This window comes from Acidovorax sp. 106, assembly GCF_003663825.1.
Lineage (GTDB): Bacteria > Pseudomonadota > Gammaproteobacteria > Burkholderiales > Burkholderiaceae_C > Acidovorax.
On record NZ_RCCC01000001.1, the window covers coordinates 1,542,928 to 1,564,495 of the forward strand.

At 66.6% G+C, this 21,568-nt stretch carries 14 protein-coding genes; 1 reads left to right on the forward strand and 13 read right to left on the reverse strand.

Going from position 1 to position 21,568, the window contains the following annotated elements:
• Window positions 1-146: 146 nt before the first annotated feature.
• The 4 genes from tcuB to C8C98_RS06915 form a co-directional block, all read right to left on the reverse strand.
• Window positions 147-1,328, reverse strand: a complete 1,182-nt coding sequence (gene tcuB / locus C8C98_RS06900) for a tricarballylate utilization 4Fe-4S protein TcuB (RefSeq protein WP_121453659.1) — start codon at window positions 1,326-1,328, stop codon at window positions 147-149.
• Window positions 1,315-2,778: an FAD-dependent tricarballylate dehydrogenase TcuA gene (gene tcuA / locus C8C98_RS06905; RefSeq protein WP_121456089.1), complete on the reverse strand. Its 1,464-nt coding sequence runs from the start codon at window positions 2,776-2,778 to the stop codon at window positions 1,315-1,317. The genes tcuB and tcuA overlap by 14 nt, the downstream gene beginning before the upstream one ends.
• 342 nt (window positions 2,779-3,120) lie before the next feature.
• Window positions 3,121-4,053: a LysR substrate-binding domain-containing protein gene (locus C8C98_RS06910; RefSeq protein WP_121453660.1), complete on the reverse strand. Its 933-nt coding sequence runs from the start codon at window positions 4,051-4,053 to the stop codon at window positions 3,121-3,123.
• Between the two features lie 61 nt (window positions 4,054-4,114).
• Window positions 4,115-4,678, reverse strand: coding sequence for a hypothetical protein (locus tag C8C98_RS06915; RefSeq protein ID WP_147436339.1), 564 nt, complete (start codon window positions 4,676-4,678; stop codon window positions 4,115-4,117).
• A 148-nt stretch (window positions 4,679-4,826) separates the two neighbouring features.
• On the opposite strand from C8C98_RS06915, the gene mnmA reads away from it, so the two are divergent.
• Complete coding sequence (mnmA, locus tag C8C98_RS06920) at window positions 4,827-5,963, forward strand: tRNA 2-thiouridine(34) synthase MnmA (protein WP_121453662.1); 1,137 nt, start codon at window positions 4,827-4,829, stop codon at window positions 5,961-5,963.
• A gap of 397 nt (window positions 5,964-6,360) precedes the next feature.
• Here mnmA and C8C98_RS22030 read toward each other — a convergent pair whose 3' ends face one another.
• From C8C98_RS22030 to C8C98_RS06970, 9 genes are all read right to left on the reverse strand, one after another.
• Window positions 6,361-9,333 carry a DUF5682 family protein gene (locus tag C8C98_RS22030; protein ID WP_233574474.1) on the reverse strand — a complete coding sequence of 991 codons (2,973 nt, stop codon included), beginning with the start codon at window positions 9,331-9,333 and terminating at the stop codon, window positions 6,361-6,363.
• On the reverse strand, window positions 9,330-10,448 hold the full coding sequence (locus C8C98_RS06935) for an AAA family ATPase (protein WP_121453663.1): 1,119 nt from the start codon (window positions 10,446-10,448) through the stop codon (window positions 9,330-9,332). The genes C8C98_RS22030 and C8C98_RS06935 overlap by 4 nt, the downstream gene beginning before the upstream one ends.
• 131 nt (window positions 10,449-10,579) lie before the next feature.
• Window positions 10,580-11,293, reverse strand: a complete 714-nt coding sequence (locus C8C98_RS06940) for a Bax inhibitor-1 family protein (RefSeq protein ID WP_121453664.1) — start codon at window positions 11,291-11,293, stop codon at window positions 10,580-10,582.
• A gap of 79 nt (window positions 11,294-11,372) precedes the next feature.
• The gene (locus C8C98_RS06945) at window positions 11,373-11,945 is read right to left on the reverse strand and encodes a hypothetical protein (RefSeq protein WP_121453665.1); all 573 of its coding nucleotides are present in this window, start codon (window positions 11,943-11,945) and stop codon (window positions 11,373-11,375) included.
• Between the two features lie 232 nt (window positions 11,946-12,177).
• The gene (locus C8C98_RS06950; RefSeq protein ID WP_121456090.1) at window positions 12,178-15,987 is read right to left on the reverse strand and encodes a DUF4132 domain-containing protein; all 3,810 of its coding nucleotides are present in this window, start codon (window positions 15,985-15,987) and stop codon (window positions 12,178-12,180) included.
• 186 nt (window positions 15,988-16,173) lie between these two features.
• Entirely contained in the window at window positions 16,174-18,312 is a 2,139-nt protein-coding gene (locus C8C98_RS06955; protein WP_121453666.1) for an SWIM zinc finger family protein, read from the reverse strand.
• Window positions 18,313-18,328: 16 nt separating this feature from the next.
• Window positions 18,329-19,477, reverse strand: coding sequence for a VWA domain-containing protein (locus tag C8C98_RS06960; RefSeq protein ID WP_121453667.1), 1,149 nt, complete (start codon window positions 19,475-19,477; stop codon window positions 18,329-18,331).
• Window positions 19,478-19,614: 137 nt separating this feature from the next.
• On the reverse strand, window positions 19,615-20,181 hold the full coding sequence (gene ssb / locus C8C98_RS06965) for a single-stranded DNA-binding protein (RefSeq protein ID WP_121453668.1): 567 nt from the start codon (window positions 20,179-20,181) through the stop codon (window positions 19,615-19,617).
• A 115-nt stretch (window positions 20,182-20,296) separates the two neighbouring features.
• Window positions 20,297-21,496: an MFS transporter gene (locus C8C98_RS06970; RefSeq protein ID WP_121453669.1), complete on the reverse strand. Its 1,200-nt coding sequence runs from the start codon at window positions 21,494-21,496 to the stop codon at window positions 20,297-20,299.
• Between the last annotated feature and the right edge of the window lie 72 nt (window positions 21,497-21,568).

Sequence of the window (21,568 nt, forward strand, 5' to 3'; positions counted from 1 at the left end):
ATCGTGGATGGTTTTTTGATGGGTCATGGGCTCAGAGCGGCTCACAAAACTCAGCGAAGTGACCCTGGCTAGGCGTTTCGCCGCAGGCAGTACAAGCGGTACGACAAGGCGAGACAACGACGTCAGGGGAGTTTTGTGGGTCGCTCTTAGTCGGCGCCCAGGCCAATGGGGTTGGGCTGGCGCTTCTCTACCGCGTGGCGCAGCAGCGATGCGGTGCGGAAGATGCCGTGCGCAAACTTTCCGTAGGGCAACGTGGCAAACAGCGCCATCACCGCGCCGAGGTGCAGGCACAGCAGCAGCGGCAGGGCCGCACTGCCGCGCGCTGCCCACAGGGCCAGGCCGCTGGTGGCGGTGAGGAACAGCAGCGCAATGAAGGCGCGGTCCATGGGCTTTTGTGCCGCATCGCCATGCTGGGGGTGGCGGCGCAAGTTCAGCCGCCACAGGCCTGCGGTGCCGATGGCCAGACTGATGCCGCCCACGCCGCCTAGCAGCTTGGGCAGGCTAGGCAGGTCATAAGGCGCAGGCACGCCCAGCAGGTAGTGGTACAGCGTGGCCACGCTGGTGGCCGCAAAGCACAGAATGAAGCCGTAGAACGTGAGGTGGTGCATGCGCCGGCGCGAGAGGGTGTAGGCATCGTCCTCGTTGTGGCAGCCCTCGCCGTGGCCACCGTCCAGGTATTTGAGGCGCAGTACCGCACCAGTGGCCTCGGCCGTTGCGGGCGCGCTCAACGGCGCGCCACTGGTGGCGGGCGTCACGTCGCGCCAGAAGCGGCGCACGCCCAGGCCCAAGGCCAGCACGGCAAACAGGAACACGGGCGCAAACAGGCCCACCAGCAGGTTGTGGGGGAAGATGCCGTAGAAGCCACCCGCTGGCGATTGCCACAGCGCGCTGACGTCCTGGCCATGCAGCCCCACAGCCAGCAGCAAGAACAGCGTGAGCCCCGCCACCAAGGCTAGCACCAGGGTCAAGCCATTGCGCTGGTAGAGCTGGCCCAGCGCAGGGGGCCAGGCGTAGTCGGCATAGGTTTGCCCACGCACCTGGGCCATGGCCTGCGGCACGTTCACCGCAAACTCGTGCGGCGGCGCGTACTGGCAGGCGTGCAGGCAGGCGCCGCAGTTGTGGCACAGGTTGGCGATGAAGTGGATGTCGGCCTTGCCAAACTCCAGCCGCCGCGTCATGGCCGGGAAGACGGCGCAAAAGCCTTCGCAGTAGCGGCAGGCGTTGCAGATCTGCAGCTGGCGGGCCACTTCAGACTCGGGGGCCGACAGCACGATGTCGCCGTTGGCCAGCGCCTTGGCGTCGCGGGTCAGGGCTTCAAGCGCTTGCATTAGTTACTCCTGTTTTTGTAGCTGCTGGCGCTTTATGGATAAGCGCTGGAGACTGTTTTGATGCCAAAGCCGCCTGCGTGCCTGCAATGCGGCCAAACGCGGTGCCAATGCTCATGCCCACACCGGCGGTGTAGCCCTTGCCCAGCACGTTGCCCGCCATCATTTCGCCCGCCACAAACAGGTTGGGGCTGGGCACGTTGTTGAAGCGCACGGCGGCGGTGTCGTCGGTGTGCAGGCCCAGGTACGTGAAGGTGACGCCGGGCTTGAGTGCGTAGCCGTAGAACGGGCCAGTGTCGATGGGGCGGGCCCAGTGCGTTTTGGCGGGCGCCACGCCTTCGGTGTGGCAGTCGTCCAGCGCGGTGTGATCGAACTGGCCCACGCGGCAGGCAGCGTTGTAGGCATCGAGCGTGCGGGTGAACGTATCCACAGGCAAGCCTAGCTTTTGTGCCAGCTCGGGCAGGGTGTCGGCTTTGACGCCCGGGAACACAGGCGGCATGAAGCGGCCGATGGCCTTGCTGTCGATGATCGAGTAACCAACTTGCCCTGGCTGCTGCGCCACCAGGCGGCCCCAGATGGCGTAGCGCTTGGGCCAGAAGTCCTCGCCCTCGTCATAAAAACGCTCGCCATTGCGGTTGACCACCACGCCCAGCGACACGCAGTCGATGCGCGTGCAGATGCCGCCGTCAAACAAAGGCGCGCGGGCGTCGATGGCCACCATGTGCGCCTGGGTGGGGTCGCCAATGCGGTCTGCGCCGTGGTCGTCGAGCAGGTGCTTGAGCAACACGCCCTTGTTGTAGGCCGTGCCGCGGATCAGGAAGTTGTCCGCAGGCCACTCACCGCGCTCGTTCTGGCCCCAAGCCTCGCGCAGCCATTCGCGGTTCGATTCAAACCCGCCTGCGGCCAGCACACAGGCCTTGGCCGTGATGCGCTCACGCTGGCCGTTGACGGTGCAATGCGCGGCCACAAAACGGCCGTTCTCCACCTCGATGCGGTCCACGGGCGATTCGTAGCGAATCTGCACGCCCAGCTTTTCCGCGCTGCGGTAGTAGGCATTGACCAGCGCCTTGCCACCGCCCATGAAGAACGCATTGGTGCGCGCCACGTGCAGCGCACCCGACAGCGGCGGCTGGAAGTGCACGCCGTGGCTGCGCATCCAGTCGCGGCAGGTGCTCGATTCCCGAATCACCAGGCGCGCCAGGTGTTCGTTGGTCAGCCCGCCCGTCACCTTGAGCAGGTCTTGCCAAAACTCTTCTTCGGGGTAGGCATCGACCAGCACGTCTTGCGGCGCATCGTGCATGCAGCGCAGGTTGCGCGTGTGGCCCGAGTTGCCGCCGCGCCACTCGCGCGGGGCCGACTCAAGCAGCAGCACGCTGGCCCCGGCCTCGCGGGCCATCAGCGCAGCGCAAAGGGCAGCGTTGCCGCCGCCAATCACCAAAACATCGGGGTGCATTTGCAGTTCTTCTTTGCATTCATGGGTGGCCTGAATGTAGGAAGAACCCCGCTGCCTGTGCAGGGCCTGCACAGGCATGGCCCCATCACGGATCGTGATGGGTTGGGTGGTGGCTCCGGTGCTTCTTGCCATGCTCCCACCGTTCGGGCTGAGCCTGTCGAAGCCTTGCGAGCGCTTCGACGGGCTCAGCGTGAATGGTGTGGAAAGGCCTGGCGGGACCGTTGTGTAGGTCGGGTTAGCGCAGCGTAACCCGACGCCAACGCGGCGTGCCCTGCGGGCGTCGGGTTACGCCCTGCGGGCTAACCCGACCTACGAGGGATGGGGGGCATGTCAGAACTGGCGTCAGACAAGCCTTGCGCCGATCCACCGGCCCGACTGCACCAGCTCGCGCACGCAGTCGCCCAACACCACGCGCGCGGCCAGGGCAGCGGGCGAGAGTTCGTCGTCCGACAAGCTGCACAGCGCCGCAGGCCGAAAGGCGGGGCCGTCTGCAATCTCGGCCAGCACAAAGCGCTCGGCAGCATCGGCATAGCGGCCCACCGCCGCCCAGGGTTGGATGGTGCTGCCCAGACCCATGTCCACCGCGTCCATCAACAGCGCCAGCGAGTCAATCTCCATGGCCATGCGCGGCACCACGCGCGCCTGGGCAAAGGCCGCATCCAGCCGGCTGCGCAGGCCGTGCGGGCCGGTGGGCAAGATCAGGGGTTCATCGGCCAGCTGCGCCAGCGCCACCTTGCGCCGCAGCGCGGGTTTGCGCACGCCGCGCTGGGCAGAGCGTATGAGGAACAACCGCTCCTCCAGCAGCGGCAGCACACTCCAGCGGCGCGCGGGCTGGGTGTCGAACAGCACAGCTAGATCAAGCTGGCGGGCATTGAGCATGTTGGAGAGGTGGCCCGACAAGCTGCCCACCATGTGCAGCCGCACATCGGGATAACGCTCGTGCATGGCGCGCATCAGCGGCACGCCCAGCACCGAGGCCGTGGTGGGCGATAGGCCCACGCTCACACTGCCCGTGAGCCGCGCCTGCTGCGCCGCCCGCGCCGCCTGGTCGGCATGGCGCAGGGCCAGTTGCGCCTCGCGAAAAAACGCCAGCCCCGCCTCCGTCGGCACTGCGCCTTTGGAGGTGCGCTGCAGCAGCCGGGTGCTCAGCTCACCCTCCAGCCGACTGATCTGCTGGCTCAGCGCCGACTGCACCATGTCCAGATCGGCCGCCGCCCGGCCCATGGAGCCGAGTTCGACAATGCGAACGAAATAGCGGAGTTGGCGGAGTTCCATGGGAGTCGTTATCGCCTCAGGTCGTTGTCACTGACGGGGTCGCGCTGATACTGCAGCGGGTCTACTGCCTCTGCGCCCCCTGAGGCGGCATCCCATTTTTGCGAAGGTATCCCGCAAACTCCTCTCCCAATTGACGAGAGGTCTTTGTCGGCTCAATGCCCTTACCTGCAAAGAAGTAGCGTCGTCCCCACTCTTCCTTGCCAAACTTAAGTTGTTGACCAGAATAGGTCACAGGCAAGACCGTCGCGACCAAAGAGAGGTTGCTCTTTTCGTCCAGTTTCCAGAAGACTTGCGCAAGGTGCGAATAAGCACCAGGGCGCTTTCCCAGCGTGGACGCAATGACCTTTTGGCCTTCTGGGCCAGCAGGAAGTTCCTGCACGTGGGCGACATTGCCTTGCCTCTCAAGCTCTTGTTTCATGGCAGCCGCGAAGGTACGCACTTCTTGCCCCATTCCTGCATTGAGCGGAGCGCTATTCGTGCTGTCATTCATCGAGTTCGATGTGACGATCAAAATCTCACCTTGGGTTCGCACCCGGTCAGCCGAAGTTTGCGCAGGGCCTGCACATGCAGCCAGCAGCGCGGCGCAAAAAAGCGCGAAAAGAACGTTCCTGAATCTGGTTTTCATAAGCCTGTGGAATAGATGGGTAGACGCTGGTCTGCAATCAACAAATGACGGTGAATCGTAAGCCCTTTGCGCGCTATGCCCCACCACAGACCCAGCGTTCTGCACTCCTTCACCAGCCCCTGAGCGCCAAAAAAATACAATCCCCCCAATGACTGCCTCTACCAAACAGCGCGTTGTCGTCGGCCTCTCGGGAGGCGTGGACTCCGCCGTCACTGCCTACCTGCTCAAACAACAGGGCCACGAAGTGGTCGGCATCTTCATGAAGAACTGGGAAGATGACGACGACAGTGAGTACTGCTCGTCCAACATCGACTTTGTGGACGCTGCCGCCGTGGCCGATGTGATTGGCATCGAGATCGAACACGTCAACTTCGCGGCCGACTACAAGGACCGGGTGTTTGCCGAGTTTCTGCGCGAATACCAGGCCGGGCGCACGCCCAACCCCGATGTGCTGTGCAATGCCGAGATCAAGTTCAAAGCCTTTTTGGACCACGCCATGCGCCTGGGGGCCGAGAAGATCGCTACGGGCCACTATGCCCGCATGCGCCACAACCCGGCCACGGGCCTGCATGAGCTGCTCAAGGGCCTCGACCCCAGCAAGGACCAGAGCTACTTTTTGCACCGCCTGAACCAGGCACAGCTGTCCAAAACGCTGTTCCCTGTGGGCGAGCTGCACAAGACCGAGGTGCGCCGCATTGCTGAAGAGATTGGCCTGCCCAACGCCAAGAAGAAGGATTCGACCGGCATCTGCTTCATTGGCGAGCGGCCGTTTCGCGAGTTTTTGAACCGCTACATCAGCCACGCGCCCGGCCCCATCCTGGACGACCGGGGGCGCAAGCTGGGCCAGCATGTGGGCTTGTCGTTCTACACGCTGGGCCAGCGCCAGGGCCTGGGCATTGGCGGTATCAAGGAAAAGGGCGCCCAGCGTGGCGGCGGCGCGCACGAGCCCTGGTTTGTGGCCCGCAAAGACCTGGAGAAGAACACCCTGCGCGTGGTGCAGGGGCACGACCACCCCTGGCTGCTGTCGCACCGGCTGGTGGCGCAGGACGTGAGCTGGTGTGCAGGCCATGCGCCCACACCCGGCGCCTATGCCGCCAAAACCCGCTACCGCCAGCAGGATGCGGCCTGCGCCCTGACCGCCGCCCCCGAGGGCTTTGCCCTGGACTTTGCCGATGCGCAATGGGCGGTGACACCGGGCCAGAGTGCGGTGCTGTATGACGGGGAGGTGTGTTTGGGGGGTGGGGTGATCAATGCGGTGGAGCACCCGGTGGAGGCCGTCCGCTGAGGGGATGGCGCGCTGCGCAGAGCGTCAAATGTGCCTCTAGGCGGCGTGCGGTCAGCGCAAGCAGCTATGGTTTTGGGAGTGATTGGCGGCGTGCCCTGGCTTCGACAGGCTCAGCCCGAAGGGGTGGGGAAGGTGCCAGGAGCTCCCTGCCCGCATCCCCACACGTATTCCTGCCACGTATGTCCCGGCCTGTACTCCCCCGCCCGTTCACGCTGAGCTTGTCGAAGCGCTTCGCTGAACATCAAATATGCTTCTAGGCAGCATGCAACAAGCGCAAGCAGCTATGGTTTTAGAAGTTTTTGGTAGCGTGCCCCGGCTTCGACAAGCTCAGCCCGAACGGATGGGGTGGATGCCCTAGCTTTGACCAACTCAGCCCGAACAGGTGGTGTGGTGCCCCTCACTGCCCCACCCACGCCCCTAACCCATCGCGCAACAACGCTGCCTGCAAGGCCTGCTGCAGCGCAAGCCCGGCTTGCAAATCGGCCTCGCTGGTCTCGTAATGCATTGCCACCAAAGCGCTGGCCGCGCCCGCATCGCCGCCGTGCAGGCCCACCACGCGTTCGGCCAGGGTGGCGGTGTCTTGGGGGCGCAGGGCCGTGAAGGCTTGGCGCAAATCAGGCAGGTGGGCGATGAAGGCGGCTTCGTCCCAGCCGCGCACCAGGGCGTCCAGCCCCTGCAGCAGGGCGGGCAGGCGCAGCAGCAGCTCGGGGGCCGCTTGCATCACGCCGTTCAAGAACCGCACCGCATCGGCGGGCACCGCACCGGGGCCAAAGCGTTGGCGCAGCACGGTGTCGAGCTGGGCGTCGTCCCACAACCCCTCCAGGTACAGCAAGGCGGTGGCGGCGCCGCACACGCCGGGGGAGGTGTCGGGCTCGGTGGCAAAGCGCTGCAGGTGGGGGATGAGCAAGGCGGGGTCGATGGCCAGCGCGCTGGCCGGGGCTGGCGTGGGGGCAGCGCCTGCGGTTGTGCCCCCGTCCGCCGGGGCGTCCAGCGTTTGCAGCATGCGGCCCAGCTCACGCAGGGCCAGCAGGTACTGCACGGCTTGCGCCTCGGCCTCGGCCGGGCTGTGCTGCAAGTTGGGCAGCAGAAACAGCGCGGCGGGCCACACGCGGGCCAGCAGGCGGCGCAGCTCGGGGTGCTGTTGCACGCCCAGTGGCTCGCGGGCGCGCCACAGGGTGACGAGGCGGTGGCCGCAGTCGATGACGGAGCCGATGGAAGCGTCTTCGTTAAGGTGGGTGGAGAGCATGCCCAGCAGCTGCGGCAGGCGGTGCTGCAAGCCCACCAGGCAGGCGCGCAGCAGCAGCATGACGGCGGCGCTGGCGCTGCGGCCCCGGCCCTCATCCGCCAGGGCGGCTTCTTCGCGCTGCAGCTTGGCCAGGCAGGCGGCCTCCACGCTGGCGCCATCGGCGGCCAGGGCAAGCAGACGGGCTTCGACCAGCGGGCTCCACGCGCCGTGCCATTCTTCAAACAGCAGGTTCAGCCGCGTGCCCGCCAAAAAGTCGGGGCCGTTCACCCATTGGGCCAAGCCGGTGTCGAGGTAGGCCATGGCCTGAAAGAAGCGGCTGCGCACGCGGTGGGTGGGCTTGCGATACAAGTCCAGCCGCGTGGTGCGGGCAGTGGTGTCGTCCAGCCGCACCCCGGCAGCGCGGGCCAGGCGGCGGGCGTCTTCGATGAGTGGGGGCGAGCCTGCGCTGGGGGGCACCTCGCCCATGCGGGTGCCGCTGAGGTAGGCACGCAGGTCTGCGGTAAAGCCGCGTGTGCCTTCGTCGATGGCGCCTTTGACAAAGCACGAGCGAATGGCGTCGAGCAGGTCTTGCCGCCCCGGCCCAGCGTTGCCACGCAAGTCGGCCAGGCGCTGGGCCTGCAGCGCGGCGGCCTGCACCAGGGCGGTGGAGATGGCGTCGGCCTGGTCTTGCTGGCGGGTTTGCTGGGCGTAGCCGGTCAGCACGTCGAGCGCTACGGCGATGAAGGGGCTGGGCGTGCCAAGGCCATGCCGGGCTTCGACAGGCTCAGCCTGAACGGTGGGGGGGGTGTGCGCTCCGGTCGCTGCACCTGCCCCTTTCGCAATATCCCCCCGTTCGCCCTGAGCTTGTCGAAGGACCTGCGCAGGCGCGGCGACGGCTTCGGCCATGGGGCGCGGGGTTTGCTTGCCCATAACTGGGGGATGGGCTTCGACAGGCTCAGCCTGAACTGATGGGGGTGAACCCAGCGGCCGGGATGCAGACGTCGCCGATGCTTCGGCCTCGCTGCGGTTCCATGCCTCCCACAGGCGCTGGTAGTAGCCGGGCGAGGGCATGCCCGCGCTGTAGCCGTTGAGCGCGTCGAGCTGCTCAAAGCTGTAGCGGATCAGCCAGGCGTTGGGGGCGGCGGCCGCTGCGGATGCCTTGGCCGCTTTGGCAGCGGGGGTGGCTTTGGCTTTGCGGGGCTTGCTGGTGGACTTGGCATCTGTGCTGGCATCCGCATTGGCAGCGCACAGGCGCATCAGCTCGGGCGTGTGAAAGCCCCCGGTCACCACCACGATGGTGCCTTGTACCTGCGCACGCCAGCGCTGGATGTGCGCGGCCATGTGGCGTTCGCGGGGCAGGCTCAGCTCGGCTTCCAGCACTTCGGGCTCGTAGTCCAGCCGGGCCATGGCACACCAGCTGAACACGTCGGCGAACAGGCTGCGCCAGTCGGCCCGCTGGTCAGCGCTGCGCAGCTCAAACAGGCGGTCCCACAGGTCGTGGTGGTCGCCGCAGCCGAGCTGGCGTGCCATGGCCGTGAGGTAGCGGCTGTGGGCAAAGTGGCGCTCTTCCATCTGGCTGCGCGCGGCAGTGCCCAGGGTCTCTGCGTCGCCGTCTCCATCACCGTCTCCGTCCTCGCGCTCCCAGGCCTTGTCTTGCCAGGGCAAATCGATCAGTGCCACCTGCGCGCCCAGCGCTGCGCCTTCGCGGAGGGCGATCCACTCGGGGCTGTAGTCGCAAAAGGGGTAGAAGGAGCTGCGGGTGTCGGTGCGGGGGGCACCGGGATCGGGATCGGCGTCCGCGCCAGCTTCGGGTGCGGCGTCATCGGTGCTGTCGTCGGAAATGGCTGCAGGCCGCTCGCGCACCGCCTGGCACAGCCAGGCCACCGGGGGGCGGGTCTGCGGGTCGCTCATCAGCGGCAGCAGGCTGTTCACATCGTCAGGGCCTTCGATGAGGATGGCGGCGGGGCGCAACTCGCGCAGCAGGGCGCGCAGGGCCCAGGCGCAGGCGGGGCTGTGGTGGCGCACGGGCACAAAGACGACGCGGGCCGGGTCGCCCTCGGTGCCCAGCAGTTGGGGCAGTTGCTGGGCCACCGCCTCCGGGAATGCGATGGACTTTGCAACGGTGCCTGCGGGCATCACGCTCATTGCCACAGGCTGCGGGCGGCGTCGTGAAAGCTCTTCCACAGCGGGTCGCGGCGGGCGCGCTCGCGCACCACGGTGTCAAAGTAGTGGCGCACGCGCTTGGCGTCGTCCAGGCTGTCTTTGAGCACCACGCCTTGCAACTGGCCCGCAATCTCACGCGGGGTCAGCTCGCCGCCATTGAAGTGGCGGGCTTGCAGCGCAGCGGCGTAGGCCACGTTCACCGCCTCGGCGGTGGACATCACGGCATCCAGCCCCTTGATGGCCGTGCCCTCTTGCGTCTGGCCTGCGCGCAGCTCTTGGAAGGTGGTGACGAGCAGGCCCACCACATCGCGGGGCACCTGCACGGGGGCCTCGGTGCCTGCCAGCTCGCGCTGCAGCTGGGCCATCACCAAATCGACCTCAAACTGGTGGTCGCGGATGGGGCGCACGGTTTCAAAGTTGAAGCGGCGCTTGAGCGCGGACGACATCTCGTGCACGCCCCGGTCGCGCAGGTTGGCGGTGGCGATGATGTTGAAGCCGCGCTGCGCAAACAGGCGCGCACCGTCTTTCTCGTCCTTGGCCAACTCGGGCACGATGAGTTGCTTGTCGCTCATCAGCGAGATGAGCACGTCCTGGATCTCGGGCGGGCAGCGGGTGATTTCTTCAAACCGCACGATCTGCCCGGCCTGCATGGCGCGGTACACGGGCGAGGGCACCAGCGCGCGCTGGCTGGGGCCCTCGGCCAGCAGCAGGGCGTAGTTCCAGCTGTATTTGATGTGGTCTTCGGTGGTGCCTGCGGTGCCCTGCACGGTGAGGCCCGAATCGCCGCTGATGGCCGCAGCCAGCAGCTCAGACAGCAGCGACTTGGCCGTTCCTGGCTCGCCCACCAGCATCAGGCCCTGGTGGCCCATGAGGGTGACGATGGCGCGGTCGATCAGCGCATCGTCACCAAAGAACTTCTGGCTGACCTTGAGCCCCGCATCCCCCAGGATGAACTGCCGCACCGCGCGCGGCGACAGGCGCCAGCCCGGTGGGCGGGCAAGGGTGTCGGCGGCAGCCAGACGGGCCAGCTCGTCGGCAAAGCGGTGCTCAGGGGCCAGGCGCACGGCCTGTGCAAGAGTAGGGGCAGAGGCGGTCATTTGCTATCAAATTAAGAGCTTTTTGCGCTTATCAATAAAGCGCTAGAGCCCATTTTTACTTCAAATCGGGTACGCCATGAAAAAAGCCGGAGCGTGGAGGGCTCCGGCTTGGTTGGCACAGCGGGGTGCGATCAATCGTCGTTGGTGGCCAGGCTGATCAGGATGCGCAGCACGTACCAGAGCATCAGCGCGATGGACGCAAACAGGTGCAGGGCGGCACCGGCAGGGCGGTCCACAGGGTAGTCGCGGATGATCTTGGAGGTGTCATACAGCACGCAAGCACCAGCAAAAGCGACCATCAGGCCCGAGAACCAGATGCCCAGTTTGAAGCCGAAAATGGCACCGGCGATGATGGTGCCCAGGGCCACCAGACCCACCACCTTGAGCGTGCCGCCCAGGAAGGAGAAGTCGGTCTTGGAGGTAAAGGCCGTCCAGGTCAGCGCGCCGACCAGCAGCAGCGTGATGAAGGCTGCCGCGCCGATGGCACCGGGGGCCACGATCTGCGCGATGCCGAACATGGGTGCGAAGATCAGGCCTTCGGCCAGCACGTACAGGCCCAGGCCCATCAGCTGCGTTTGGGGGTTTTCAGAGTTGTCGGCCAGGTGCGAGGCCAGCCAACCCACCAGCATGAAGGCGCCCATGACGCCCAGCCACAGGAACTTGTTGCCGCTGCCCAGCAGCATCTTGGCGGCGGTGCCAGAGAAGCCCGTCATCATCAGCACGGCCGACAGCGCCACAAACGCCAGCATGGCGGCGCCCAGGTGCTTGTAGGTCGAGACGATGAAGTCGCGCCGCTCAAACGGGGCACCTTCGGGTGCGTCGGGGGTGAGTACGTTAGGGTTCATGGCTTATTCCTCCTTGGGTGGTTGGCAATTTGGGAGCTGGTGCGCAGCTACGCACCTCCTCCCCCTCTCTCTTTGAATCTCAGGCCGCTGCGGCTTGCGCTTCTTCGTCGGCAGCGCGCAGTTTACGATTGGACCACACACCGGCGGCGCCAATCAGCGTGAGGAAGATGGCAAAAATCCACATTCCTGCGCCGCTCATCGACTTGGCCGAAGACGCGGCCTCGGCCACCAGACGCTGCTTGGTGGTTTCGTACGGGATCAGTGGCTTGTCGCCCATGGACACTTCGTACACCAAGTCGCTGTCGCTCTTGTCCACCAGCGCGGTGACCTTTTCGTCGATCAGAGCGCTCACCAAGACCTTGGGCGTGCTGTAGTCAATGCGCAGCTTTTGCACATCACCGCCGGCATCGGGCTGCACATTGATCTGGTAGTAGTGTTTGGTGGACGAGCTGCGACGGCGCTTGACGGTGACCTCCGAGGCTTCCACCACCTTACCGGTCACGGTGGTGAGTTTTTCGCGGGCCGTGAAGGCGTGGTCACCATCGGCCTTCCAGCCGCTGTACACCGACATGGCAATCATGCCGGGGCCCAGCAACAGCAGCAGCCATGCATAGCCGGTGATGAAAATCAGAATCTTGCGAATGAATCCCATGACAATCCCTCTCTCTTTCTTTGGTAGTGAATCAAAACACTGAAAACAGCTGCCCGGTTTTCAAAGACAACGCACGGGCAAGGCCGTGATGATCTTCGAATTGGGCGCTTTTGTTGTCAAAAAATGCACGCGGTGTGGCCAGCGCACCGCACTGGACAAAGTGGTGGGGTGAGGCCGCTGCAGCCTGGTGTAAAAGCGGCTGCGCCCGCCCCGAATGCCCCATGGCACCGCGTTACCAAGGCATCTTCTTCTCCCAATCGGCATCATAGCCAGCGCACACTTTGGCCAGCGCCAGGTAGTCGCCATAGGCCTCGGCCAGCAGCACGGGCGGCACTTCGGCCAGGGGCAGGCTGTGGTCGCCCCAGCCGCGCTGCTTGCTGTTTTCAAAGCTCAGGGTCTTGAGGGCGGCGGCCACGTTTTCTTCAGGCAGGCAGTTGCCTGAGAACTCCATCACCACCCGCACGCCTGCGCTCGCAAACTCCTTGGTGTATTTGTAGAAAAAGCCGCCGTCTTCGGCTTGTGCGCGCTGGTAGCCCAGCTTGGTGAAGGTGCCGCGCAGTGTGAAGGTGTCGCTCACCCAGCCCTCGCGGTCCTTGATCTCGCGCACCGCAACGCCCTTGTCGTCGGCAAACGCGATGTCCGGCGCCTTGCGGGCCATCTGCGCAAACAGGGGCGCGAGCTTGTAGTCCTTGAAATGCCCCGTCCAGGCGCTGGCCTGCGCACCGTCCAGCAACGAGGCATGGGCCAGGCGCAGCGTGCTGCCGTCCGCCAGGGTCACTTCATCATCGTCGGTGTTGATCAGGCTACCGTCCTCGGTGGGGCGGAAGGTCTGCAGGCACTGCCCTTGCGCGTCCAGCTCCATCCACACCAGGCGCTGCACCAGCCGCCCGGCAATAGGGTGGGCCTGCAGGTATTCCGTCCACTCGGCCTGGGGCCACACGCGGCCGGTGCACATGGCTTCAAACAGCCGTGCGGTCTGCAGGTCAATGACCTGCTTGAGCTCTTTCTTGCTGGCCGAAAGCTGTGCCTTGGTGTCCTTGGTCTGCGCAGGGTCGTCATTCTGGCGCGGCTCGGGCAGGGCTTTGATGGGCTTGCCCTCGGGGTTGCGCAGCTCTGGCTTCATGGCCGCGTCCAGCACCATGGTGAAGGTGCGATCGCCATACGGCAGCACCAGCGTGCCGGTGTCGTCCAACCCGGCGGTGGGGATGGTGCGGTCGGCCAGTTGCTCTTGCGTCCAACCGTTGCGGTCGGCAATCTCTTGCACCAGCGTGCGGGCCTTGGTTTGCACCGAGGCCGTGCGGTAGCGGCGCGACAGACCCAGCAGCAGCTGAATGACCAGCGGGTCATTGCCCGGCGCAGCGCCTTCGAGCATGGCCTCGATCTGCGCACGGCGCTGGTAGTGGTCGCGCATGTAGTGCTGCAACAGCGTCACCAGCTCGTGCCCCGGCGCGTGGGCGGCCAGGGCCAGGATGCCCTTTTCGCCAATGGCGCTACCCAGGTACTCGCCCATCTTCTCGCGCTTGCATTCCTCAAACACCTGCTCTTGCGACTTGGCGTAATCCGCCTCGTAGTACTGGCGGTACTCGGGCTTGGCGTTCTGGTAGCCGCTTTGGTAACGCTGGTAGCGCTGCGCCGCGTGCTGGTTGGCGTAGGCAATGCCTTCTTCCAGCGGCGGGTGGCGCGTGTCTTGCGCGATGAACTGGCGCAGCACCGTGCTGCCCAGCGCCTGGCGGCTGGCGCTGTCCAGCAGCCCCATGTATCGGGTGAGCAAGGCATTGCCACCGGGCTCTTTGAGCTTGCAGGCCAGCACCACCCACCAGCGGGTGATCTCGGGCTCCACCGCGCTGCCATCGGCCCAGCGGGCTGCGGGCAGGCCCTCCATCGCAAACCAGGCAAGGCCAGCGGGGGGCTTGGCTTTGAGGCCTTTTTTGGCTTCGGCCAGCAGCAGCGCCGGGGCCAGGCGGGGCGCGATGTCTTCGCCCAGCGCTTCCAGCGCCGTCAAAAAGGCGGCGCGCACGGTTTCGCGGCTTTCCTTGTCCAGCGCCTGGGTCAGCGCGGGCACTGCGGCGGTGTGCTTCAAATCGGCCAGCCAGCGGGCCGCCTCGATGCGCACCTCGCTCTTGGTGTGGACCAGGGAGTCGATCACGCTGCGGCCAATGTCGGGCACGCCCGCCAGGGCCTTTTGTGCCAGTGGGCGGTGGGTCTTGCCCTCGCCCAGGGCCAGCTCCATCAGGCGCGGCATCCAGCGCGCGGGGATGTTCGGGAAGATAGCCAGCACGCGCATCGTGGCCCCCATCTCCAGCGGCCAATGGTTGCGTTCGCGCTTGGGCGGTGCCACCAGGCCCAGGCCTTCATCGATGAACTCGGGGTGCTCGGCAAAGAAGGGCCAGATCTGTTCGGGCGGCAGCACATCCACGGCGTTCGGGGTGTTCCAGTAGTCGCACAGCGCAGCGCGGGCCACGTCCTCCAGCGGCAGGCCTGCACGTTGGAACACCGCGGCCAGGGCACGCAGGTCCACACTGCCTGCGGGCTGCTGGCCCAGCCATTTCTGGAACCCATCGTCCGCCCAAAAGCTGCGCCAGTGGTGCGAGGCCGTGAGCCAGCGCACCAGGTGCACCGGGCCAAAGCCGGGCAAGGTGTACAGGCGGTTGCCTGCGCTCACCACGTTGGCCACTTCGCCGTTGCGCACGCGCTGCGCATCTTTCTTGTCGCCTTCGCCGTTCAGCAGTTTCAGGGCCGCTTGCAGGTCCTCGGTGCTCACCTTGGCCATCTTGGCGTAGTGCTGCTGGCGCCAGGTGTACTTGTGCTTGGCGGTCTTGTTCTCTTCGGCCTCTTCTTCGGCTGCCTTGCGGGCACGCTCTAGCAGGTCTTTCAGGTTGGACTCAAACAGCACCAACGCTTCGTCGCCCAGCGGTGTATCGGCAAAGGGAGTCCACTCGGGCGCGGGGGGCAGGGCTTGGTCTTGCGCATCGCTGGCCGCACCCAGGCGGTTCAAGGCGGCACGAATAGCCTGCTGCACGGGCTTGCTGGTTTCGCTCTCCAGCGCCGCCTCCAGCAAGGGCGCGATGGTGTCGGCGGGCCAGCGGGCCAGCAGCTCGGCCGCCTGCGTGCGCTGGGTGGTTTCCCCCTCGCGCAACAGGGCGCCCAGCAGGCGCAGGCGGTCTTCGGTGGGAATGCCTTCGAGGTGTTTGACGGCCTCGGCGCGCGTGGTCTTGGCGCCGTCCACCGCCAGGGCAACAAGCTCAGGGGCAAAGGCGGTGGTCAGGTTCTTGGCTTGCCCGATGCGCCTTGCTAACTCCACCTTGCCGCTGGCAGACAGCTGCTGCAGCAAGGCCCGCACGGCCTCGGGGTGGGTCAGCATGTAGTCGGCCACCTCGGTGGGTTCCACCAGTCCGCGAAAGCGGTCGGAGTAGTAGCTGTCGAGCCCCTTGCGCTCAAACACCAGTTGCAGCACGAGGGTTTCGTCCAACCCCTCGTGCGCCAACAACTGGGCAAACAAGGGCACGCGCCAGGCGCGCCGCTGGGTCAGGTCGTGTTGGTTGCTGTGCCCACCAAAGGAGGCGTGCAGCGCGTCGTTGACGAGGTATTGCAACCAATCAGGAATGGGCGCGCCGGGGTGGTCCAGCGACTTGCCCTGGTCGCCCGCCGCCAGCACCTTGCCCAGCCGCACGATCACCTCCAGCGGCACCGGGTGCGTGGCCACGCTGTCGTAAAACGCAGCGCGGCCCGCCATGCTTTTGTCGCCCGCGCTTTGCGACTTGCCACCATGCCCGGCATGGAAACCCCAGCGCAGGCGGCCGGGCTGGCCCAGCAGGTTGCTGCTGACCTCGGAAGGGGTGACGCAAGCCAAGTCCTGCAGCACGCCTTCTTCAGTGCCCTCGGTGATGAATGCCAGCGCGCGCTCTGCCACACGGGGGGCCGAGAGGGTGCCCAGCGGCTCCATGGCCTGGCGCAGCAGGTTGGTCTGGCTGGCAGTCAATGCACCCACATCGCTAGTGGCAGATCCCAGTACGGCCTTCACCATCTTGTCGAGCAATCCCATGGGCATCCCTTGTAGGTTCTGTGCAGAGGGGCGCCGCGACCTTTTTCAAAGAGTCTCGGCCCAAAAACCGAGGATTCTGGCAGCAGACGGTGGCGATTCAAGAGCTTCGGCGCTGTCTCGATCAAGTTGCCTGCGATCGATGTGGCATATGTCGCGCGTTCGCCGCATTTGCCGCTCGGATGTGTATCAAGGCGTATCGGATTCAGCACACAAAGGCAGGCCGTCCAGCTCCAAAGTCCACTGCGCCAGACAGGCCAGTGGCAGCAGGCTGTGGCTGCCGGGCGCGTGCAGATGGGTGTGCAAGGCGGCATCCAGCGTACGCAGGCCCACCGAGGCCAGCGCAGCGCGCGCCTGCACCAGGGCATCACGCTGCGCATCGGTCAGCGCCATGCGGCCCGTGGCGGCCTGGGTCTCCAGCACAGTCATCACCGGCTGCAGCAGGCGCTGGGCCAGCGTGGGCTGCGCCAGCGCCGGGGCGGCCTGCTGCTCTTTGCGCCACTGCATCAGCCGCAAGATGCGCTGCGCCAGCGGCGTGGGGCGAGCGGGCTCGGTGGCAAAGTCCAGCGACACGGCCTGCACCGTATCGCCCGTGGCACCGGCCGACACACCGCTGATGAGCACCGCCACGGGCACCAGCAAGGTCTCGGCCCCGGTGCGCTCCACACGCACGAGCACGGCATGGATGGGGGCCTGCCGGGCGGTGAGGCGGTCCAGGTTGTCCAGGCGCAGCGCGGTCTCGTCGCTGACGGGAACGGTCAGGCGCAGCCACCGGCCCGCCTCGTCCTGCAATGCCCAGTGCAACTGCTGGCGGGTCTCGTCCAGCACCGGGGCGTGGGTGCGACTGGGGCGCAGCAGCAGCATATCCACCGGCTCACCGCCCAGGCCGGTGGCGGCCTGCAGCGGCCCGCGCAAGTCGGCCCAGCGGCCACAACCCAGCGTGGCCAGGCGCGGATCGTCGGCCCGCCAGGCGGGGGCGACACTGGCGCGGCTGGCGCCGCCCACGGCCAGGCGGCCATCGTCGGCCAAGCGGGGCTGCTCCAGCTGCAACGGCGCCTGGCACAGCTTGTGCGCCGCCCCGGCACCGGGCCAAACGGCCAGCGTGGCCCAGGCGGCGTGGCGAGAAAACCCCGGGTCGCCGCCATCGGGGCGCGCCAGTGTGGCCTGCAGCAGGCGCTGGCCGTCCATGTCCCACAGCCCCAGGGTCAGGCCGCGCGCACCGCCCAGCGTTTGCCACCAGTAGGCCCCCAGCGGCAGCAGGGCCAGCGTGGCGGTCTCGTCAAAATCACGCCGTACACGACCGCGCAGCAACGCCAAGGTGTCGGGCGTCGCCTCGGGGGCGCACAGCGCCACGCACAGGGCATGCGTGCGGGCCATCAGGGCCAGTGCGTCGGCCTCCAGCGTGCGGTGGTCACGCCGCTCCAGAGCGTCGACCATACCGGCCAGGTTGCGCAGCAGTGCCGCCAGGCGCGGCAGGCCCTCGCCCCGGGCCGACATATTCAGCGCCAGCAGCTGGGCACTCGACAGGCGGCTCACGTGCGACAGCCCGCCTCGCAGCAGCTCGCTCAGCAGCGCTTGCACCTGCTGCACGAAGGCGCGCTCGCTGGTGCCCAGGGGGCGTGGCGCCTCGGTGGCGGGTGCCGCCTGGGGCGCTTGCCCATCGGGCCACGCCAGAGGCTGCCCTGCGGCACTGCGCAGGGCAGCCAGGGCAATCAGGTGCACAGCGCGCCGCTCCCGCGCGGGCACCTCGGACACCATGCCGTCAAACCCTGCCCCGGCCACCCAGCGGCAGCTCACACCCAGGGCGGGCAAATCCATCACCAGCGCGCTGCCTTGCACGCGCCACTCCACTCCGCAGGGCAAAGCCTGCAAGGCCCGCCGCTGCGCGGCCACACCAGCGGCTTTGAAAAGGGCTGCGGAGTCCAGGGCTAGCACTTCTGCCAAGGGGTCGGCCTGTGCCGCAGGGGGCGGCAGCGGTGGTGCAGGGGCATCAGCGTTGGCCTCCAGGGCAGCCGCGTTGGTGGGAGCGGCTTCAGGTGCTGGAGCGTCAGTGCCCCCATCCGGTAGCGCACGCAGCCACAGCGCTGCCGCCAAGATGTGCTTGCACAGGCCGGGCGCGGGGCAGTCGCATTGCGCTTTGTGGGGGCCGCGCGCGTCCAGTTGCACCTGCTGGCCATCGGCCTGCACCACGCCATCGGTGTCGCCCTGGCGCTGCCACTGCACTTTGCCCGCCTCCACGTCTTTGGCGGCGCGGCGCAGCAGGCCCGCATTGGCCAACGTAGCCAGCGTGTCGTCGTCGTAGGCGCGGTAGGCGTGGGTCCAGGTCATGGGGGTGTGGGGTACTTCAGTTCATCACCTCGGCCAGCCACTGCGCAAAGTGGGTGGGCGTGAGGGCGGCCACGTGCATGCCCTGGCTGGCCAGGCGCTGGGCCATTTGCCGGTCGTACACGGGGTTGGCCGATTCGTCCAGCGCGGCCAGCCCCAGCAGCTTGACGCGCGCCTGCGCCATGCGCTGCACGGCGGCCAGCAAGGGGCCGGGCGAGGCACCTTCTTCAAAGTCGCTGATGAGCGTGAACACCGTGCGCTGCGGGTTGCCGATGAGCGACTCGCAGTAGCGCACAGCGCGGCCGATGTCGGTGCCGCCGCCCAGTTGCACCGTGAGCAGCACCTCCACCGGGTCGTGCGCCAGGTGGGTCAGGTCGACCACGCTGGTGTCAAACACCACCAGCTTCACGCGCACAGCGGGCAGCGAACTCATGATGCCTGCCACCACGGAGCTGTAGATCACCGAGTCCATCATCGAGCCGCTCTGGTCCACGCACAGCACCACGTCCCAGGGCAGGTTGCGCTTGACGCGGGCGTTGAACAGCGGCCGCTCGATGATGAGCTGACCGCGCTCGGCACTGTAATTCTTGAGGTTGGCGGCAATGGTGGCGCGCGCATCGAAGCTCTGGGCGTTGGGCACCAGTGAGCGGCGCTGCCGGTTGCGACGGCCCACCAGCGCGTTCACAAAGTCACTCTTGAGGCGGCGGGTGATCTCATCCACCGTCTTGCGGATCACATCGCGCACGGCGTCGCGCATCTGCCCCGACAAGCGCCCGCGCATACCCAGCAGGGCCTTAGCCAGGCCGGGCGTGGCGTCCATGGAGCGCAGCACTTCAGGGTCGTTGAGCAAACTGGTGAGCTGGTAGCGGTCGATCGCCTGCGTCTGCATGCGCTCAAACACCTCTTGCGGAAACAGCTTGCGCGAGCGGTTGAGCCAGTCGATGGCGCGCAACTGGGTCGGGTCCAGCGAGCCTGGGCCGCCCGCAGGCTTGGCCAGGCCCCGGCCATCGTATTCGCGCCCGTACAGGTACTCAAGTGCCTGGTCGAGCTTCCAGTCCTCACCCTGCATGCCCACGCCCCCCATGGGCCGGGCGGCATAGCGGCCCAGAATGAGCCTCCACCGGCGCAAAGCGTCGTCAGATGCGAGTGAGTCGGGTTGAACGGTCATGGAGCAAGCGCTGTGTCTGGATCAACAATGCCAACCAAGGGTGAGAACGCCTGGGGTACACGCGGCCACAAAAAAGCCTGCCAGCGCGGACGCGGGCAGGCTTGCGATGGTGTGCGGGTGTGCACGCTGGCCAGGGGTCAGAACGGAATGTCGTCGTCCATGTCATCAAAGCCCGAAGCCGCGCGGGGGGGCTGCGCCACGGGTGCTGGCGCGGGGCGCGGGGCCGGTGCGGCCATGGGCCGTGGAGCTGGTGCAGGCGCTGCACGGCGGGGGGCTTGGTCGTAGCCGCCGCCTTGGTCGCCGCCGCCGCCGTAGCCGCCGTCGTCATAGCCACCGCCTTGCTGGCCACCACCTTGGCCGCCCATGCCCTGGCGGCCGCCCAGCATTTGCATCTGGTCGGCGCGGATTTCGGTGCTGTACTTTTCAACGCCCGCCTGGTCGGTCCACTTGCGGGTGCGCAGGCTGCCTTCCACGTACACCTGCGAGCCCTTGCGCAGGTACTGGCCCACGATTTCGGCCAGACGGCCGTTGAAGACCACGCGGTGCCACTCGGTGGCCTCTTTCATTTCGCCGGTCTGCTTGTCTTTCCACTTGTCGGTGGTGGCAATGGTCACGTTGGCCACCTGATCGCCACTGGGGAAGGTGCGCATTTCAGGGTCACGACCCAGGTTGCCGACGATGATGACTTTGTTGATGGATGCCATGGCTGTGCTTTCACTTAAAACAGCGCCGGATTTAGGGAGGTTTCCGCGCGCCAAACGCGCCATTGTGCCGCAACCGGTAGCGGATATCGCGCCCGCGCCCGCCTTCCGACCGCCTTCAGTGGCTCGCGGCGCCCCCGCCGTGGCCTTCGCGGCCCACGGGCTGCAGCTTCCAGGACAACGCCAGCCACAGGGCCATGAGCGCCGTAGTGGCCACAAACAAGCCCGCAGGCCCCACCCATTTGACCAAGGCCCCTCCCAGTGCGCCACCGGCAAACAAGCCCATGGACTGCAGCGTGTTGTAGCTGCCCAGCGCCGCCCCCCGAAGCTGGGGCGGTGCCATGCGCGAGACCAGGCTGGGCTGGCTGGCCTCCAGTGCATTGAACCCGCAAAAAAACACAAACATCAGCGGACCCAGCACCCACAGCGAAGGCGCAGCGCCACTGGCCGCCAGTGCGCCCAGCCCCACCTGCACCGCCAGCACCAAGGCAATGGCGCCCAGCAAGGCGGCACGCTGGTGGCCCTTGCGCTCCAGCGCAAAAAGCCCGCCCATGGCCACAAACGACAGCACCACGGCTGGCAGGTACACCTGCCAATGGTGGTCTTTGTCCAGCCCGGCCTGCACCAGCATGGCGGGCACCGCCACCCACATCGACAACTGCACGGTGTGCAGTACGAACACGCCCAGATTCAAACGCAGCAAATCGGGGTGCGCCCACACATCGGCCAAGCGGCCACGGGGGGCGTTCTTCAGGTGCGCGGGCTCGGGCGGCACCCACCACAGCACCACGGCCACACCCGCCAGGGCCAGCAGACAAGTCAGTCCAAACAAGCCCGACAGGCCCACGGCCGCCGTGAGCACGGGCGCGGCCACCAGGGCCACTGCAAACATCAGACCAATGCTGCCGCCCACCAACGCCATGGCCTTGGTGCGCACAGCGTCGCGCGTCTGGTCGGCCAGCAAGGCCGTGACAGCGGCCGACACGGCCCCCGCCCCCTGCAAGGCGCGGCCCAGCAGCAGGCCCGTCAATGAATCCGCCAGCGCTGCCAGCAAACTGCCTGCGGCAAACACCAGCAGGCCCAGCACGATGACCCGCTTGCGCCCAAAGCGGTCGGACGCCATGCCCAGTGGCAGCTGCAGCACCGCCTGGGTCAGGCCATAGATGCCCATGGCCAGCCCCACCAGCGCGGGGTCATCACCGCCGGGGTACTTGCGGGCCTCCAGCGCAAACACGGGCAGCACCAGAAACAGGCCCAGCATGCGCAAAGCAAAAATCAGCGCCAGGCTGACGCTAGAGCGGCGCTCCAGCGGTGTCATGCGCTCAGGGGAAGGGGTCGATCGGGCTGCCGTGGCATCCGACAGGGAAGAGGAAGAATCCGGCACGGTAGT